Consider the following 17498-nt stretch of genomic DNA (forward strand, 5'->3'; position numbering starts at 1 on the left):
TTTTAAAGATTAATATAGGATATTCAGCCATGTCAAACTTAAATGTTGCTCTTCAATTTGAAGATGGCGTTACACGTTTTATCAGTGTCGTTCAAGGCGAAACTTTGTCTGATGCAGCATACCGTCAAAAGATCAATATTCCTTTGGACTGCCGTGATGGTGCTTGTGGAACGTGCCGTGCTTTTTGTGAATCAGGTTCGTATGACATGCCTGAAGAAACTTATATTGAAGATGCATTAACCCCTGAAGAAGCAGCTGAAGGCTACATTCTTGCATGTCAGTGTAAACCAACTTCAGATGCGGTATTTCAGATTCAGGCCACTTCAGATGTCTGCAAAACCGAAATTCACGCCTTCGAAGGGACTCTGGCCCGTGTCGAAAACCTGTCTGATTCAACCATTACCTTCGACATTCAGCTCGATGAAGGTCAGCCAGACATACACTTCCTTGCCGGTCAATATGTCAATGTCGGTATTCCGGGCACCACTGAAACCCGCTCTTACTCATTCAGCTCTAAACCGGGCAACCGTTTAACCAGTTTTGTGGTCCGTAACGTACCTAACGGCAAAATGAGTGAATTCCTAAGCCAAAATGCCAAAGCAGGCGACAAAATGACCTTCACCGGTCCATTTGGCAGCTTCTACCTGCGTAATGTCGCCCGCCCTGTATTGATGTTGGCAGGCGGTACGGGTATTGCGCCGTTTATGTCGATGTTGCAAGTACTGGAAGAAAAAGGTTCAGAACAGCCAGTGCGTCTGGTATTTGGTGTCACCAATGACTTCGATCTGGTGGCACTTGAAAAACTGAATGAACTGCAAGAAAAATTCCCGTGGTTTGAATACCGCACCGTGGTGGCAAATCCGGAATCTGCACATGAGCGTAAGGGTTATGTGACCGGTCATATCGATAACGAATGGCTGAATGGTGGTGATGTCGATATCTACCTGTGTGGTCCAGTCCTTATGGTCGAAGCTGTTCGCGGCTGGTTAGAAGCCGGTGGTGTTAAACCAGCAAGCTTCCTGTTTGAAAAATTCTCTGCAAATTAATGATTTTAAGCTGCGTATTTGTTTAAAACGATTTGATACGCGTAAACGTCATCCGCTGCTGTACGAGGCAAACCCAATTTAGATATATCTAAGTTTCTGCGACAAATTTAATTTACACGATGCAATGGACGAGTTCAGCGGATGACAATGGTTTTGCTTACTTTTCCCGAAAGAAAAGTAAGTCGAACCGAAGGTTAAACCTAATGTTGATTTATAAACAGTAAGACTCCGTCTTATCAAATTTAAAGGTTTTTAATCGCACATATAAAAATTGGTTCATGAGTTAAAAAATATGACTTCAAATCAAAGATTTCAAAATAAAGTTGTGATCGTAACCGGTGCCGCACAAGGCATCGGCCGTGGCGTGGCATTGCAAGTAGCCAGCGAAGGCGCTCAGGTTGTGCTAGCCGATATATCTGATTATGTCGAAGAGACATTAGCGGAAATTGAAGCACAAGATGGTGATGCAATTATCGTCAAAGCCAACCTAGAAACTTTTGCCGGCGCAGAATCTGTGGTTGCCAAAGCGATTGAGACCTATGGCCGTGTTGATGTGCTCATCAACAACGTCGGTGGTGCCATCTGGATGAAACCTTTCCAAGAGTTTTCTGAAGAAGAAATTATCAAGGAAGTGAATCGTTCATTGTTCCCGACCATGTGGTGCTGCCGTGCCGTGTTGCCTGAAATGATTAAAAATCAGCAAGGTACCATTGTAAACGTATCTTCAATTGCCACACGTGGTATTAACCGTGTGCCCTATTCGGCTTCAAAAGGTGGTGTAAACGGTTTAACCGCTGCCCTCGCCTTTGAACATGCCAAAGATGGTATTCGTGTCAATGCAGTGGCTACAGGTGGAACTGAAGCACCTCCCCGTAAAGTACCACGCAATGCCAATCCATTAACCGAATCTGAACAAGCCTGGATGCAGCAAGTGGTTGATCAAACTATTGATCGTACTTTCTTGGGCCGCTACGGCACCATTCAAGAGCAAGTCAATGCCATCACTTTCTTGGCATCTGATGAATCGTCTTATATGACAGGAACTGTGGTCCCTGTAGGTGGTGGCGATCAGGGTTAAACCTGATCTCATCAAAATTCAACAGGATCATTGAAATCTACGCATGGAGGCAATAGCCCAATGGCATCCCTGTTTAAAACTTTAAAAGATGATTGGTCACTTTCAGCAACGGTTGCAGGATTTCTAGCCGTGCTGATTTCCTATTCCGGGCCATTAATCATCTTTTTTCAGGCGGCACAAAAAGCCAATGTTGCCCCCAGCATGATGATTTCATGGATCTGGGGAATCTCTATTGGTGCAGCAGTTGCCGGCATTTTTTTATCGATTAAATACAAAGTGCCGGTGATTACGGCATGGTCAGCGCCCGGCACGGCTCTGCTGGTCACGCTATTCCCCAATATTTCTTTAAATGAAGCGGTCGCTGCCTATATCACGGCCGCTTTGGTGATTCTTTTTATTGGTTTGATAGGCTATTTCGACAAGCTTTTGAAATGGATTCCCCAATCCATTGCAGCGGGCATGATGGCCGGGATTTTATTTCAATTTGGTTTGGGACTGTTTACTGCTACAAACAGCATGCCCCTCATCGTGTTTGGCATGCTACTGGTTTTTTTAGTATCCAAGCGTGTAAGTCCACGCTACAGCATGGTTTGGGTACTAATTGCAGGAGTTTTACTGAGTTTAATTCTCGGCAAAATGAATCCAGTCACTGTTGATTTCAGCCTTGCCATTCCGCAGTGGATTAGCCCTGAATGGTCAATCAATGGCATGTTGAATCTGGCGATTCCACTAATCTTGGTCAGTCTTAGCGGGCAGTTTTTGCCCGGTATGGCCATCATGAAGCTTAGCGGTTATGACACCCCGGCCAAACCGATCATTACAGTCACCAGTATTGCTTCATTAGCGGTGGCCTGTGTCGGCGGGATTACCATTGTGCTGGCTTCTATTACCGCTGCTTTGTGTATGGGTAAGGATGCACATGAACTTAAAGATAAGCGCTATATCGCCGGGATTGCCAACGGCATTTTTTACATTCTAGGCGGTTTATTTGCCGGCAGCATCGTGATGTTGTTCAGCTTGCTGCCTAAAGAACTGGTCGCCGCATTGGCAGGCTTGGCTTTGCTGGGTGCAATTGGCATCAATATTACAACCGCCATGAAAGATGAACATCAGCGAGATGCCGCACTGATTACATTTTTAGCTACGGCTTCAGGCATGCATTTTTTAGGGCTCAGTTCCGTATTTTGGGGAATTTGTATTGGCTTAATTGCCCATCTCATGCTGAGTAAAAAAGCAGACACCCCGCCTCCTCATTCAATGTCTAATCAAGAAACGCCATTATTGCGTCAGGAAAAACTATGATTGATAAAAGTACAGCGTCTCTCACCGAAGCGCTCTCGCAGATTAAAGATGGTGCCATCATCATGATTGGTGGTTTTGGTACGGCTGGTCAGCCGGCAGAGCTGATTGATGGCCTAATCGAACTTGGTGTGAAAGATCTGGTCATTGTGAATAACAACGCCGGTAATGGCGATTACGGTCTAGCCAAACTTTTAAAGACGGGTGCTGTGCGCAAGATCATCTGTTCTTTCCCGCGTCAGTCCGACTCTTATGTATTCGATGAAATCTACCGTGCCGGCAAAATTGAACTGGAACTGGTTCCGCAAGGCAACTTGGCCTGCCGTATTCAGGCTGCAGGTATGGGCTTAGGTCCCATCTACACGCCTACCGGTTTTGGAACCTTGCTGGCGGAAGGCAAACCGACCCTGAACTATGAAGGCAAAGACTTCGTTTTAGAAAACCCGATCAAGGCGGATTTTGCCTTAATCAAGGCGCATAAAGGCGACCGTTGGGGCAACCTGGTGTACCGTAAATCTGCGCGTAACTTCGGTCCGATTATGGCCATGGCAGCAGACGTGACCATTGCTCAGGTGTCTGAAGTAGTTGAACTGGGTGCACTGGATCCTGAACATATCATTACCCCGGGAATTTTTGTTCAACACGTTGTTCAAGTTAAACCTGCACAATAATCGGTATCGGAGAGAAACAATGAGCTATAGCAAACTGACCCGTGACCAGATCGCTGAACGTGTGGCACAAGACATTCCTGATGGCGCCTATGTCAATCTCGGCATTGGCTTACCCACCAAAATTTCCAGCTACCTGCCTTCAGACAAAGACGTGTTTTTGCATTCTGAAAATGGTTTATTGGCTTTCGGTCCTCCTCCTGCTGAAGAAGACCGTGATCCTGAACTGATCAATGCCGGTAAAGAATATGTGACCTTACTGGAAGGCGGTGCTTACTTCCATCACGGTGATTCATTCGCCATGATGCGCGGCGGTCACCTGGACATCGCGGTACTTGGTGCTTTCCAGGTCGCTGAAAATGGTGACCTGGCCAACTGGCATACCGGTGCACCGGATGCGATTCCTGCGGTGGGCGGTGCAATGGACTTGGCTGTGGGTGCGAAAAAAGTCTTTATTACCACCGATCACGTGACTAAAAAAGGCGAGCCAAAAATCGTGGCTGAGTTGGCTTATCCAGCAACTGGCCTGAAATGTGTCGACCGTATCTATACCGACCTCTGCGTGATTGACGTGACACCTGAAGGTATGAAAGTAATTGAGAAAGTTGAAGGTCTGTCATTTGAAGAATTGCAGTCAATGACCGGTGCCAAACTGATTGATGCAACTCAGGGTTAATCGTCTTTAAACATAATTTTAAATCCCCCTAAATCCCCCTTTTTCAAAGGGGGACTTCCACCTCGTAATTTTAGGTAGGAATCTCCTCCCTTTTTTAAAGGGAGGTTGGGAGGGATTAAAAGATTTGGAAAAATAAAACATGAAAAATGCATATATCGTTGATGCCATCCGTACCCCATTCGGCCGTTATGCCGGTGGCCTTGCTCCTGTCCGTACCGATGACCTCGGTGCCTTGCCGATCAAAGCCTTGATGCAGCGCAATCCCTCAGTGAACTGGGAACAGGTTGATGACGTGATTTATGGCTGTGCCAACCAGGCCGGTGAAGATAACCGTAACGTCGGGCGTATGTCAGCACTTTTAGCGGGTTTACCGTACCAAGTACCTGCAACGACCATCAACCGTCTTTGTGGTTCATCACTGGATGCGATTGCCATGGCTGCGCGCACCATCAAAGCAGGTGAAGCTGAACTGATTATCGCCGGCGGTGTCGAGTCAATGAGCCGTGCGCCATTTGTAATGGGTAAATCTGAATCTGCCTATGGTCGTAGTCAGAAGATTGAAGACACCACCATGGGCTGGCGGTTCATCAATCCTAAACTGAAAGAAATGTACGGCGTAGAAACCATGCCGCAAACGGCTGAAAATCTTGCGGAACAGTTCAATATTAACCGTGCCGATCAGGACCAGTTTGCTTTAAGCAGCCAGCAACGTACAGCTGCTGCCCAAGCACGTGGTTTCTTTGCCAATGAAATCATTCCTGTCGTAATTCCACAGCGTAAAGGCGATCCAGTTGTAGTGGATCAAGATGAACATCCACGTGCGACCACTACAGAAGCTTTGGCAAAACTGAAGCCAGTAGTGAAAGCCGATGGTACCGTAACTGCCGGCAATGCTTCCGGGATCAATGATGGCGCAGCTGCCCTATTAATTGCATCTGACGAAGCAATTGCTCAACATGGGTTAAAACCACGTGCCAAAATTATCGGTTCGACAGTAGTGGGCGTTGAGCCACGTATTATGGGCTTTGGTCCTGCACCTGCCATCAAGAAATTATTGGCGCAAACCGGTTTGACCATTGAACAGATGGACGTGATTGAACTGAATGAGGCTTTTGCAGCACAAGCTCTGGCATGTACTCGTGACTTGGGCATTGAAGATGGTTCAGAGAAAGTCAATCCAAACGGTGGTGCAATTGCTTTAGGTCATCCCCTCGGTGCATCTGGCGCGCGTCTTGTGACGACTGCACTCAACCAGCTGGAACAGACTGGCGGTAAATACGCTCTTTGCTCAATGTGTATTGGTGTCGGTCAAGGCATCGCTTTGATTATTGAACGTGTCTAACAGACTATTAAAAATATAAACCTCCTCCCTTTATTAAAGGGAGGTCGGGAGGGATTTTAATGCCAACATTTACATCAAATGATGCTCAAATCAATTACCAGACTTTTGGTGATGCAGCCAACCCAGCCTTGATTTTTTCTAATTCACTCGGCACCAATTATGGGATGTGGCAAAAACAATTTAATTACTTCAAACAGGATTATTTTGTGATTTGTTATGACACCCGCGGTCATGGGGCTTCATCTGCGCCACAAGGTCCGTATAGCCTTGATCAACTGGGTCAAGATGTTATCAACCTGCTTGATCATTTAAAAATTGAAAAAGCTGCGTTCTGTGGTATTTCAATGGGTGGTTTAACCGGTCAATGGTTAGCGATTAATAAACCCGAACGTTTTAGCCACGTGATTGTCTGCAACACGGCAGCCAAAATTGGTCAGGAACAGGCCTGGAATGAGCGTGCTACTTTAGTACGTCAGCAAGGTCTTCAACCAATTGCATCTACCGCAGCATCACGCTGGTTTACCGAACCCTTTATCCAAAGCAACGCGACAGTTGTTGAAAACCTTCAAAACGACTTGGAAGCTGGCAGCACCGAAGGTTATGCAAGCTGTTGTGAAGCTTTGGCTAAAGCGGATTTACGCGAACAGATTAAAACGATTTCTGTGCCAGTATTGATTGTGGCTGGTCAGCAAGATCCTGTCACCACCGTTTCAGATGGTCAATATATGGTCAATCATATTAAAAATAGCGCTTTGTTTGAAATCAATGCCTCGCATATTTCAAATATTGAATGTCCAAACGAGTTCAATCAGGCTGTTCAGCAGTTTATTGCTTAATGTGAAAATTAAATTCCTAAGCCCTGCTAATGAGTGGGGCGTAGTTTTATGGTTGCTCAAAAAAATTAAAGTGCTGTATAAAAACTATAAAAAAAACATCAATATTTTATGATAAGTTGATTAAAAATTTAAAATAGTGAATCGATAGAAATGCCAAAAATCGTGATCTTTTCCGGTGCAGGAATGAGTGCAGAAAGTGGAATAAATACCTTTCGTGATCATGATGGACTCTGGGAAAACCACAAGATTGAAGAAGTCGCGACACCGGAAGCCTGGCAAAAAAATCCTCAACTGGTACAAGATTTTTATAATGCACGGCGTAAAAATGTACTGGCAGCACAGCCCAATTTAGCACATCAACTCATTGCCAAAATCCAAGACTTTACAGAATGTCATGTCATTACCCAAAATATAGACGACTTGCATGAACGCGCTGGAAACCAGCATGTACTCCATTTACATGGCAATATCCGCTTGGCCAAAAGCTCTGCACCGGGGGCACAATATTCTGAGATTTTCTATCCAATTCAAGGCTGGGAGCTAAACCTGCAACGCGATAAATGTCCGCAAGGCTATCCGCTACGTCCGCATGTGGTGTGGTTTGGCGAAGCCGTCCCTGCTTATGAACAGGCCATTCAACTGGTTCAAGATGCCGACATTTTTATTGTGATCGGCTCCAGTTTAGTGGTTTACCCTGTTGCAGGACTGATTCATGAAATACCTGCAACATGTGAAGCCTATTATATCGATCCTAAAGCAGATCATCTTCGTGTCCCCACGCAATATCATTTGATTCCTCAAACCGCAACTCAAGGCATGCAAATGCTATTTGACCAGCTTGAAAAACGATTTTCTAATCAGCGTTGAAACTGGAATTTTTGTACTTTAACCAATCTGCTGATTCAAACCAGATATACTTCGGCTCATTCAAACCAGATGTAAGATAAAAATGTTTCAAGGGAAAAAATTAATTTGTTTTGATTTGGATGGAACGCTTATTGATTCAGTCGGAATCTGGAATCAAGTCGATGCCACCCTGATTCAACAGTTATCGAATATTGAGGTGGATCTCAACGCAATTCAGCAGCAGCGCGATCTTCAGCTGAAAATTTTTAGACAATCCCCTGATCCATATTTGGAATATTGTGCTTATTTAAATGAGCTGTATGGTTTTGATCTGGGCAAAGAAGAGGTAAAAACCCGCCGTTATACTATTTCACGCCATTTTCTGGATCACGTGGTGGAGCTTAAACCCCAAGCGGAACTTTTGATTCAAGCCCTGAAACAGCAAGGGATGCGACTGGCCCTGACCACCACCACCAGTGTGTACAATATTCAGCGTTATCAGGACAATAATCAGAATATTAATCAAAAGATCAATTTTAATGATGATTTTGCCATCATGTTAACCCGTGAAAATGTCGAGAACATCAAGCCGCATCCAGAAATGTATTTAAAAGCACTTCAGCATTTTGATGTTCAAGCGGAGGACTGCCTGATTATTGAAGATTCTTTGATTGGGGTTGAAGCTGCAAACAATGCAGGCATTGATGTAGTGGCGATCTATGATCAATATTCAGCGCATGAAATCGACTTGATTCGCGAAAAAGCAGATTATTTTGTAGAAGATTTTGCAGCACTATTAAGTTTTGTCAGCTAAAAAAAGATGTCATGAATAATCCACATTCATGACATCTTCTGTATTCATTCACTGCTTGAATGAATATTTGGCTTTCTTATAGATTGAGCCTGAACCCACCAGATTTCCGGTTTTTTCGTCAATCGCAAAATCAACCATGCCGGCACCGGCATTGACCTGAAGAAAACCACTCTTGCCCACAGAGGCAGGCACCGGATTTTTCTTTTCTGTTTTACCGGTGGCTTTGTCTTTTAAGGTATTGGTAATGAAATAATTATCACCATTTTTGGCAATCACCAGTGAATTTTCAAGCTGTGGATTTTCTAAGGTATTCTTCCAGGTACCCTGATAATCCGGTGCTTCAGTGCTACAAGCAGTTAACAGCAGTAATAATGAGATTCCTGAAAAATATTGAAGATATTTCAAAACTTAAGACCTTGAGTGTTGCGACGCGGCCATTATAGGAACAACACGCTGCTGATGCAGTGGCTTGTTGTAGGCAAAGCGTTTCAGCAGTAACGAATCTGTCTTGCCTTGGTCATTTTTTTGAAAACTCTCTCCATATTTCATTCATAAAAACTTAGGTTAGAATTAAATTAGAAATTAAAAAACCCATCATGAGATGGGTTGTTTTTATACATTTAGCTATCTTTATGCAGTTCTATGCATGTTTCCAGTCTCTTCAAATGTTGCATGCCAAGACAAGGCTTCTTCAAGCAAATGCGGCGTTTGCCCACCACGCTGACAAGCGCGTTCAAAATAATCATTCAGTTCATCGCGATAATCAGGATGCGCACATAAATCGATAATCTTGCGGGCACGCTCACGCGGAGCCAGACCGCGTAAATCTGCCAGACCGTTTTCTGTCACCAAAATATCAACGTCATGATCGGTATGGTCAGTATGACTGACCATTGGAACTACAGATGAAATAGCCCCGCCTTTGGCGACCGATTTGGTCACAAAAATTGCTATATGGGCATGACGGGTAAAATCACCTGAACCGCCAATCCCGTTCATCATTTTGGTGCCGGTGACATGGGTAGAATTGACGTTGCCGTAAATATCGAACTCCAGTGCGGTATTGATGGCAATAATCCCCAAACGGCGGATGATTTCAGGATTATTGGAAATTTCCTGCGGACGCAGCACAATCTTGTCTTTGTATTGTTCAAAATTCTGCATCACACGTTGTGCACAAGAATCTGACAAGGTCATTGAACAGCCTGAAGCAAAGGTCATTTTGCCTGAATCAATCAACTCAAAGGTACAGTCCTGTAAAACTTCCGAATACATTTCCAAGTCATGAAAATTGGAATGCTCAAAACCTGAAAAAACCGCATTGGCAATCGAACCGACACCTGACTGAAGTGGGCCCAGATTTTCCGGTAAACGCCCTGCTGCCACTTCACCTTCAAAAAACTGAATCAGGTGTTTGGCAATGGCCAAGGTATTTTGATCCGGTTCATCCATGTTGAAGGAAGTATCGGGAATATCATTCAGGACGATGGCTGCAATTTTTTCCGGACTGACCTGAATACCCACCGTTCCTATCCGATCACCTGCATGAATCAAGGGAATCGGTACACGGTTTGGACGGGCTTTGGGTACATAAATATCGTGTACCCCTTCCAGAATAGGATTAATGGTATTGTCAATTTCGACAATCACATGATCCGCCATTTCCACAAAGTTGGCTGAGTTTCCACATGAACCGGTTGGAATAATCTGGCCATCTTCAGTAATGGCTGTGGCTGCAATAATTGCTACATTAATCGACGGCAAGTTGTGATGGCGAATATTATCGGCCATTTCAGACAAATGCTGATCGATATACATCACTTCACCAGCATTGATCGATTTACGCAGGCCAGGATCAGCCTGATAAGGATAACGGCGCGCAATCGCATGGGCTTCATTTAGACGGCCGTCAATTCTATTGCCTAAGCTTGCACCTGTAGCGAGGGTAATTTTTAAGGGATGTTGTTTGGCATGTTCCGCCAAAGCCAAAGGTACAGTTTTTGCCTCACCTGCACCGCCAAAACCACTTAAACCCACTACAGCACCGTCTTGAATCAATTCAATCGCTTGTTCAGCTGACATAACTTTGTCGCGAAGGGAGGCTAAGCGAATGCGATCTAAACCATTCATAATAAGAATCTCAAAAATAAACGTATTTTTTTTTGCCACGATCCCAGCGTGCTGGAATGGTGGCTTTTATTGCTTATCGAATTTCACATTCGTAACTTATAGCTTTACTTAATCAATATTTTTAAATCAGTTCAATGGCCACAGCTGTTGCTTCACCACCGCCGATACATAAGCTGGCAATTCCTTTTTTACCGCCAGTACGTTTTAAAGCATGAATTAACGTGACGATAATACGCGAACCTGATGAACCCAATGGATGGCCGAGTGCACAGGCACCACCGTTAATGTTCACTTTTGCTGGATCAAGATTAAAGGCATCCATAGCCGCCATGGTCACCATGGCAAACGCTTCATTGATTTCCCACAAGTCCACATCTTTAGCGTCCCAACCGGCTTTTTTCAAAACCTTTTCTATTGCGCCGACTGGTGCAATGCTGAACTCTGTCGGGTGCTGTGAATTTGAAGCATAAGCCACAATTTTGGCTATTGGAGCCAAACCGCGCTGTGCGGCAATTTCGTCAGATGTAATGACTAAAGCAGATGCACCATCTGAAATGGAGCTGGAATTGGCAGCGGTAATGGTGCCATCTTTCTTGAACGCAGGACGTAAAGTTGGGATTTTATCGGCCTTGGCATTCAAAGGTTGCTCATCCTGCTCAACCACCATATCGCCTTTACGTGTAGATACGGTTACAGGTACGATTTCTTCTTTAAAATAACCATTGTTGATTGCAGTCACTGCTTTATTCAATGAGCTGATCGCAAAGTTATCTTGCTGTTCACGGCTATAGCCTTTTTTGTCAGCCATTTCTTGAGCCAGGATACCCATTGAAAGCCCGCTTTCTGCATCTTCCAGACCTTCCTGGAACATGTGATCGGTAACTTTGCCATGCCCCATTCGATAACCAGAACGTGCCTTGTCGAGTAAATAAGGTGCATTACTCATTGACTCCATACCGCCTGCGACCACAATCTCTGCTGAGCCCGCTTTTACGGCATCGGCAGCCTGCATCACTGCTTTCATGCCTGAACCACAAATTTTATTAATGGTGGTTGCGCCCGTGCTATCAGGTAAACCTGCCTGACGCATAGCTTGGCGTGCTGGTCCCTGTTTTAAACCGGCCGGAAGTACGCAGCCAAAAATCACTTCATCAATATCTGTAGGTTGTAAACCAGAACGTGCAACAGCTTCTTTAATCGCTGCTGCACCTAAATCTGGTGCTGTACATGAAGAAAGCGCACCCTGGAAGCCACCCATTGCTGTACGAACACAATTTACGATAACAATCATTTTTTCCATCCTAATTTATATATTTTGTTGTGTGACATGAGCTGAACACTCAGCCCATGTCATTTCCATCTTTGTTAAACCCTGGGTTAAAGTGTGTAGTGCCTCACTTAAGATTGAGCTGTAAAGTATTCCTCTGGTAACTGCATCACCACACCGGCACCGGCTTGAATACGTTGTACACGTGCTGCCAAGTCTGGTAAAACTTTAGCGACATAGTACTGCGCCAACACCAGCTTGTTCTGGAAGAAAGCTTCAGCCTTCGGTTGAGCAGCCTGGCTAATACGCGCATACATATAAACAAAGCTGAGTAATCCCACAACATGTAAGTAATCCACTGCCACGGCATTGGCAAAATCTGGCGCTGTTTTCGCCTGATTCACAATAAAGGCGGTAATGTCTTCGACTTGTGTACAGACATCTAATACAGCGGATTTAATCGTCAATGCATCATCCAGACCTTGCGCAAATTCACGAATTTCTGCGATGTATTCAGCAACATATGCACCACCACATTTGATGGTTTTACGGCCAATCAGGTCAATGGCCTGAACGCCGTTGGTGCCTTCGTAAATTTGTGAAATACGCAAGTCACGAATACACTGTTCCATGCCCCATTCACGAATATAACCATGACCACCAAACACCATTTGTGCTTCCAGGCTTGAATCAAGCGCCTTGTCGGTTAAATAAGCTTTTGCAATTGGGGTCAGCAATGCAACACGGTCATTGGCTTTACGCACGGCTTCAGCGTCGGTTGAGTATTTGGTAATGTCGAGCTGTTGACCTACATAGACCGCAAAGGCACGTGATGCTTCGTTATTAGCACGTACATTCAATAACATACGGCGCACATCGCCATGTACCAAAATGGAATCGGCCGGTTTTTCTGGCGATTTTGCACCGGTTGCTGCACGGCCTTGCAGACGGTCAGTCGCATATTGCGCAGCATTCTGGTAAGCATATTCTGCTGCACCAATCCCTTGAATACCCATGGATAAACGTTCGTAGTTCATCATGACAAACATGGCTGCCAAGCCTTCATTTTCTTTACCAACGATATAACCTTTGGCACCGTCAAAGTTCATCACGCAAGTCGCAGATCCTTTGATCCCCATCTTGTGTTCGATCGAACCGGCTGCCACTGCATTACGCTCACCTACTGAACCATCCGCATTGACATGGAATTTCGGCACGATGAATAAGGAAATACCGCGTGAGCCAGCTGGTGCATTCGGGGTTTTTGCCAGAACCAGATGGATGATATTTTCACACAGGTCGTGTTCACCGCTGGTAATAAAGATTTTGGTCCCGGTGATATTGAAAGAACCATCTTCATTCGGTTCAGCCTTGGTTTTGATCAGCCCGAGATCTGTACCAGAATGCGGTTCTGTCAGGCACATGGTACCCGACCATTCACCAGTATAAAATTTAGGTAAATAAGTCTCTTTCTGTTCTTGAGAGGCACGGTCATTAATGGCCATACCGGCACCCACAGTCAATAAGGGGTACAACATGAATGATGGGTTGGTACTCCAGATCATTTCATCAGCCAGTACCGTCAGCATTTTAGGCATACCCTGACCGCCCCATTCTTCAGGTGCACCAAGACCAACCCAGCCACCTTCGGCAAACTGTTTAAATGCTTGCTTAAATCCTTTAGGTGTGGTCACCACACCATTATTAAACTGTGCGCCGCCTTCTTCATCACTGCTGCGGTTTAAATCGAGGATGACGTTTTTAGAAAACTTTGCCATTTCCTCTAAAATCGCGTTAGCCGTTGCCATATCTAAATGAGCCAGATTTTCATTGCCCTTCCAGAATTCATCTGCCTTAAATACATCATTTAAAATAAATTCCATGTCTTTAAGGGGTGCGTTATAAATAGGCATATTGCTTTCCTTGTGTGAAGACTTCGCATCAAAATATTGAAGTGCTTTTTAAAATTTTTAGGAACCTATACTGAAATTACGGGTTTATTCCAACGAACATCTATCCAAATAAAATCGGAGCATTCACGCGGTTTTCAACATTCATGAGGAGAAATGCATGGTGCGAAAAACCTGGGTTGAATGCTTTGTCCATCAGCTTGAGTATTAAGCATATCTTCATAATTTTATCATCACGCTTATGAATAACGAATAAATCATGGTTTCTGTAAATCACTTTCAACTGAAGGTTTTATCCTCAAGTGAAAACTCAAATGTACGAATGGAATACTGTTCAATCAGCATACCTGCGCTTTGCATTTTATGGGTTAATCCCTTTTGGCAACGCAAAAAGACAATAAAATAATTACGCTGCAATTGGAATTTTATTGATGATTATTGACCTCAATGGTTCTCATTCATTGACTTTTATTTTGTGCTATGCCTTTGAGAATATGAATTAAATTACACAGTAATTTGCTACTCACATCAGACATTAGTTGAGTTGCCATATTTATTTTATCGGTATATGTTGAATTGGCTTTTTATGTCTTTCCGGGACTTATGTGATGAATACCGTACGCCAACAAAATTTTCTACTCCGTAAAGAGAAAATTTTAGCCATGGCAGAAACCCTGTTGCTGGATAATCATCAAGATATTACCCTCGCAGAACTTGCTTTTGAACTAGATATTGCCAAAGGCACCATTTACAAGCATTTTAAAAGCAAGAATCAGCTCTATTTAGAACTCATCATCTTAAATGAAAAACGACTATTAGAAATTTCAAAAAAATATAAAAATAATATTAAAACTTATGTATCACAGTACATGCTCTATAACATGTTAAATTCCAACCGGACCATTTTATTGCATGTGATTGAAGAACGATTAACCAACAATGAGCGTAAACTGAAAGAATTATTTGAAGAATTATATCTAGTACGTGAAGAACGGATTATTGAAATTAAGGACATGACCGATGAATATCTGAAATCCTTTAATAGTGCCATGTCGATTCGCGATTATTTATCCTATATCTGGACCGTCACTTACGGCGCTTCCTTATTGCTCAATTCAACCCATTACCAGAAATCGATTGGTTCACGTGAACGCCTGATTAAACTGTATATCAACCAGGCCTTAATGACGCCAGATAAAATTTCTTAAGTCCATCCAGCTTATATGATTCAGTTATGGATGAATGACTTTATGTACTGAATCTTCTATATCATTCATTTGACTAAATAATTCATAACACATCTGCCTCAACCACTGATGGCTGGTTTTATGATGGCAGGACATATGCCAATACTGCTTGACCGCATAGGTGGGAAAGGTAATCGGTGCATCAAAAATCTGTAGATTGCCGCGCGACAATAATACTTCACTTAAATAATAAGGCACGGTGGCAATCGCATCGGTTTCCTGCACCACCAGCCCCACCCCTAAATAACTGGGCAGTCGCATTAAAAAATTACGCTTGAGTTCTAAATTTAACAGCTCGTTCTCAATATGGTAATGCCCCATCCCGGCATCAATATCAATATGGGTTTCGGCAATATATTGTTCGGTGCTTAAACTATTTTCACTGAGCCTTGGATGGTTTTTGGATGCAATCACCACATAATACTGCTCAAACAGTTTTTGCTGATAAAAACCGTTTTCCAGATTGGGTAGAAAACCAATCGCCAGATCAATTTCACCATTGGCCATTTGATAACTGGTTTCAGAAGTAATGGGACGAACATTTAAACGGATATGTGAAGCATGCTGTTTTAAATACTGCGAAATTTTAGGCAATAATACCAAATGCGACACATCGGTCATGGCTATGGTAAATTTTTGCTGTGAAGTAGTCTGGTCAAAATCCACGGTGAAATTATTAATAACTTCGACTTTACTTAAAGCTTCACTGACCAGTGGAAACAGCTGTTTTGACAGTTCAGTCGGCACCATTTCATTGCCAATTCTGAGAAAAAGCGGGTCATTATAATGCTGGCGGATTTTATTCAAAATATTACTGACTGTGGGCTGGCTCATGGCCAAATATTCAGCCGCGACAGAAACACTTTTATATTTATAAATATAAAGAAAAACACTGAGTAATTTACAGTCGAGCTCAAACACCGATTCAAATCCCTAAATCTTCTATTGGTAGAGGCAGTACATCTTCTGCCTTTTTAGTGCTATTTCCAATGTCCATTTATACCGAAATAGCATGCCATGCGTATAAACTGCCTGAAGCTTATAAAATAAATTCTATCAGTAAAAATCAAAATAACATAAAAGACTTCTTTCACTATTGTTGATACCCTCTTTATTTTTCTCCCTGAGCAGAATTGAAATGTATTTCAAGTCTGCGTAAGAGAGATAAAAGGGATGGATGAAAAAAGTCTAAAGAAACAAATCACTCAAACGGTTTGACTTAAACCTGAACCTCTCAAATTTAAGTCAAACCTTAACGTGTGAGCAATTAGTCTGCTGAAATATCTTCAAACAATACCGAAGACAAATAGCGTTCACCGGCATCCGGTAAAATCACCACGATGGTTTTACCGGCATTTTCAGGACGGGCTGCCAATTGAGCTGCTGCTGCCATGGCTGCACCACTTGAAATCCCCACTAAAATACCGTCATGGGTGGCAGTTCTACGTGCCCATTCAATGGCTTGTGCACTTTCAATGGCAATCACTTCATCCACCAGATCCAGATCCAGGTTTTTAGGAATAAAGTTGGCACCAATGCCTTGAATTTTGTGTGGTCCCGGCGTCAATGGCTCGCCGCGTTTCGCCTGGCCAATAATCGGCGATTCCGCAGGTTCAACAGCAACGGAATAAAGCGGCTGGTTTTTCACCTGCTCAAAATAACGTGAAATACCGGAAATCGTACCACCCGTACCTACGCCAGACACCAAAATATCGACCTTTCCGCCAGTAGCTTCCCAGATTTCCGGACCTGTGGTTTGTTCATGGATTTTCGGGTTGGCCGGATTTTCAAACTGCTGCGGTAAAAAATACACATCCGGTTGTTCAGTCGCTAAACGTACCGCTTCATCCACCGCACCTTTCATGCCTTTAGCCGGTTCGGTCAACACCAGATTTGCACCAAAAGCCTTCAATACCTTACGGCGTTCAACACTCATGCTAGCCGGCATGGTTAAGGTAATCTCATAACCTTTGGCAGCCGCAACAAAGGCTAGTGCAATCCCAGTATTGCCACTGGTTGGCTCGACAATGTGCATGCCGGGTTTAAGCAAACCTTTTTCTTCAGCATCTGCAATTAAAGCAGCACCCACACGGCATTTTACCGAAAATGCAGGATTACGGCCTTCTACTTTTGCCAATACTGTTGCTGCTGATGAAATAGCACGATTGATGCGAATTAACGGCGTGTTACCAATCGCTTCAGCATTATCGCTATAAACCGCTATACCTAAATTCTTCGGTGTTGGAAAAGCAGAATCAGTACTCATTTGAACTCCTTGAGCTGTCTTTTGATTTTAAAGTCATGGCTTCATCATAAGCCATTTAGACTGTTAAGATAAG

The 17498-nt window shown here is 43.7% G+C and carries 16 protein-coding genes; 10 read left to right on the plus strand and 6 right to left on the minus strand.

Going from position 1 to position 17498, the window contains the following annotated elements:
* Nucleotides 1-29 precede the first annotated feature (29 nt).
* The 9 genes from benC to B9T29_RS09385 all read left to right on the plus strand — a co-directional run bounded on the left by benC (nt 30) and on the right by B9T29_RS09385 (nt 8605).
* Entirely contained in the window at nt 30-1046 is a 1017-nt protein-coding gene (benC, locus tag B9T29_RS09345) for a benzoate 1,2-dioxygenase electron transfer component BenC (RefSeq protein ID WP_086175758.1), read from the plus strand.
* Between the two features lie 292 nt (nt 1047-1338).
* Nucleotides 1339-2124, plus strand: a complete 786-nt coding sequence (gene benD, locus B9T29_RS09350; RefSeq protein ID WP_086175665.1) for a benzoate diol dehydrogenase BenD — start codon at nt 1339-1341, stop codon at nt 2122-2124.
* Between the two features lie 60 nt (nt 2125-2184).
* A complete protein-coding gene (gene benE / locus B9T29_RS09355) occupies nt 2185-3426 on the plus strand; it encodes a benzoate/H(+) symporter BenE (RefSeq protein WP_086175666.1) in 1242 nt (413 codons plus the stop codon).
* Nucleotides 3423-4094: a 3-oxoacid CoA-transferase subunit A gene (locus B9T29_RS09360; protein ID WP_086175667.1), complete on the plus strand. Its 672-nt coding sequence runs from the start codon at nt 3423-3425 to the stop codon at nt 4092-4094. Before benE ends, B9T29_RS09360 begins: the two co-directional genes overlap by 4 nt.
* A gap of 19 nt (nt 4095-4113) precedes the next feature.
* Nucleotides 4114-4767, plus strand: a complete 654-nt coding sequence (locus B9T29_RS09365; protein ID WP_086175668.1) for a 3-oxoacid CoA-transferase subunit B — start codon at nt 4114-4116, stop codon at nt 4765-4767.
* A 139-nt stretch (nt 4768-4906) separates the two neighbouring features.
* Nucleotides 4907-6109, plus strand: a complete 1203-nt coding sequence (pcaF, locus tag B9T29_RS09370; RefSeq protein ID WP_086175669.1) for a 3-oxoadipyl-CoA thiolase — start codon at nt 4907-4909, stop codon at nt 6107-6109.
* 59 nt (nt 6110-6168) lie between these two features.
* On the plus strand, nt 6169-6945 hold the full coding sequence (gene pcaD, locus B9T29_RS09375) for a 3-oxoadipate enol-lactonase (protein WP_086175670.1): 777 nt from the start codon (nt 6169-6171) through the stop codon (nt 6943-6945).
* A gap of 150 nt (nt 6946-7095) precedes the next feature.
* The gene (locus B9T29_RS09380; protein ID WP_086175671.1) at nt 7096-7812 is read left to right on the plus strand and encodes an SIR2 family NAD-dependent protein deacylase; all 717 of its coding nucleotides are present in this window, start codon (nt 7096-7098) and stop codon (nt 7810-7812) included.
* A gap of 82 nt (nt 7813-7894) precedes the next feature.
* Nucleotides 7895-8605, plus strand: a complete 711-nt coding sequence (locus B9T29_RS09385; RefSeq protein ID WP_086175672.1) for an HAD family hydrolase — start codon at nt 7895-7897, stop codon at nt 8603-8605.
* Nucleotides 8606-8653: 48 nt separating this feature from the next.
* Here the strand turns inward: B9T29_RS09385 and B9T29_RS09390 are convergent, their stop codons facing one another.
* The 4 genes from B9T29_RS09390 to B9T29_RS09405 all read right to left on the minus strand — a co-directional run bounded on the left by B9T29_RS09390 (nt 8654) and on the right by B9T29_RS09405 (nt 13915).
* The gene (locus B9T29_RS09390; protein ID WP_086175673.1) at nt 8654-9010 is read right to left on the minus strand and encodes a hypothetical protein; all 357 of its coding nucleotides are present in this window, start codon (nt 9008-9010) and stop codon (nt 8654-8656) included.
* Nucleotides 9011-9235: 225 nt separating this feature from the next.
* A complete protein-coding gene (locus B9T29_RS09395; RefSeq protein WP_171264021.1) occupies nt 9236-10735 on the minus strand; it encodes an acetyl-CoA hydrolase/transferase family protein in 1500 nt (499 codons plus the stop codon).
* Between the two features lie 121 nt (nt 10736-10856).
* On the minus strand, nt 10857-12026 hold the full coding sequence (locus B9T29_RS09400; RefSeq protein ID WP_086175674.1) for a thiolase family protein: 1170 nt from the start codon (nt 12024-12026) through the stop codon (nt 10857-10859).
* A 107-nt stretch (nt 12027-12133) separates the two neighbouring features.
* Nucleotides 12134-13915 (minus strand): acyl-CoA dehydrogenase C-terminal domain-containing protein, encoded by a 1782-nt coding sequence (locus tag B9T29_RS09405; RefSeq protein ID WP_086175675.1) that lies wholly within the window; start codon nt 13913-13915, stop codon nt 12134-12136.
* Between the two features lie 605 nt (nt 13916-14520).
* On the opposite strand from B9T29_RS09405, the gene B9T29_RS09415 reads away from it, so the two are divergent.
* Entirely contained in the window at nt 14521-15120 is a 600-nt protein-coding gene (locus B9T29_RS09415; RefSeq protein ID WP_086175677.1) for a TetR/AcrR family transcriptional regulator, read from the plus strand.
* Between the two features lie 24 nt (nt 15121-15144).
* Here B9T29_RS09415 and B9T29_RS09420 read toward each other — a convergent pair whose 3' ends face one another.
* Nucleotides 15145-16080: a LysR substrate-binding domain-containing protein gene (locus tag B9T29_RS09420; protein WP_086175678.1), complete on the minus strand. Its 936-nt coding sequence runs from the start codon at nt 16078-16080 to the stop codon at nt 15145-15147.
* Between the two features lie 346 nt (nt 16081-16426).
* A complete protein-coding gene (cysK, locus tag B9T29_RS09425) occupies nt 16427-17425 on the minus strand; it encodes a cysteine synthase A (protein WP_086175679.1) in 999 nt (332 codons plus the stop codon).
* Nucleotides 17426-17498 lie beyond the last annotated feature (73 nt).

Origin of the sequence: Acinetobacter sp. ANC 3903, assembly GCF_002135315.1 — a bacterium.
Lineage (GTDB): Bacteria > Pseudomonadota > Gammaproteobacteria > Pseudomonadales > Moraxellaceae > Acinetobacter.

Coding starts and splice junctions, on each gene's coding strand:
- benC (WP_086175758.1), top strand. CDS start 30: ATGTCAAACTTAAATGTTGCTCTTCAATTTGAAGATGGCGTTACACGT.
- benD (WP_086175665.1), top strand. CDS start 1,339: ATGACTTCAAATCAAAGATTTCAAAATAAAGTTGTGATCGTAACCGGT.
- benE (WP_086175666.1), top strand. CDS start 2,185: ATGGCATCCCTGTTTAAAACTTTAAAAGATGATTGGTCACTTTCAGCA.
- B9T29_RS09360 (WP_086175667.1), top strand. CDS start 3,423: ATGATTGATAAAAGTACAGCGTCTCTCACCGAAGCGCTCTCGCAGATT.
- B9T29_RS09365 (WP_086175668.1), top strand. CDS start 4,114: ATGAGCTATAGCAAACTGACCCGTGACCAGATCGCTGAACGTGTGGCA.
- pcaF (WP_086175669.1), top strand. CDS start 4,907: ATGAAAAATGCATATATCGTTGATGCCATCCGTACCCCATTCGGCCGT.
- pcaD (WP_086175670.1), top strand. CDS start 6,169: ATGCCAACATTTACATCAAATGATGCTCAAATCAATTACCAGACTTTT.
- B9T29_RS09380 (WP_086175671.1), top strand. CDS start 7,096: ATGCCAAAAATCGTGATCTTTTCCGGTGCAGGAATGAGTGCAGAAAGT.
- B9T29_RS09385 (WP_086175672.1), top strand. CDS start 7,895: ATGTTTCAAGGGAAAAAATTAATTTGTTTTGATTTGGATGGAACGCTT.
- B9T29_RS09395 (WP_171264021.1), bottom strand. CDS start 10,735: ATGAATGGTTTAGATCGCATTCGCTTAGCCTCCCTTCGCGACAAAGTT.
- B9T29_RS09400 (WP_086175674.1), bottom strand. CDS start 12,026: ATGATTGTTATCGTAAATTGTGTTCGTACAGCAATGGGTGGCTTCCAG.
- B9T29_RS09405 (WP_086175675.1), bottom strand. CDS start 13,915: ATGCCTATTTATAACGCACCCCTTAAAGACATGGAATTTATTTTAAAT.
- B9T29_RS09415 (WP_086175677.1), top strand. CDS start 14,521: ATGAATACCGTACGCCAACAAAATTTTCTACTCCGTAAAGAGAAAATT.
- cysK (WP_086175679.1), bottom strand. CDS start 17,425: ATGAGTACTGATTCTGCTTTTCCAACACCGAAGAATTTAGGTATAGCG.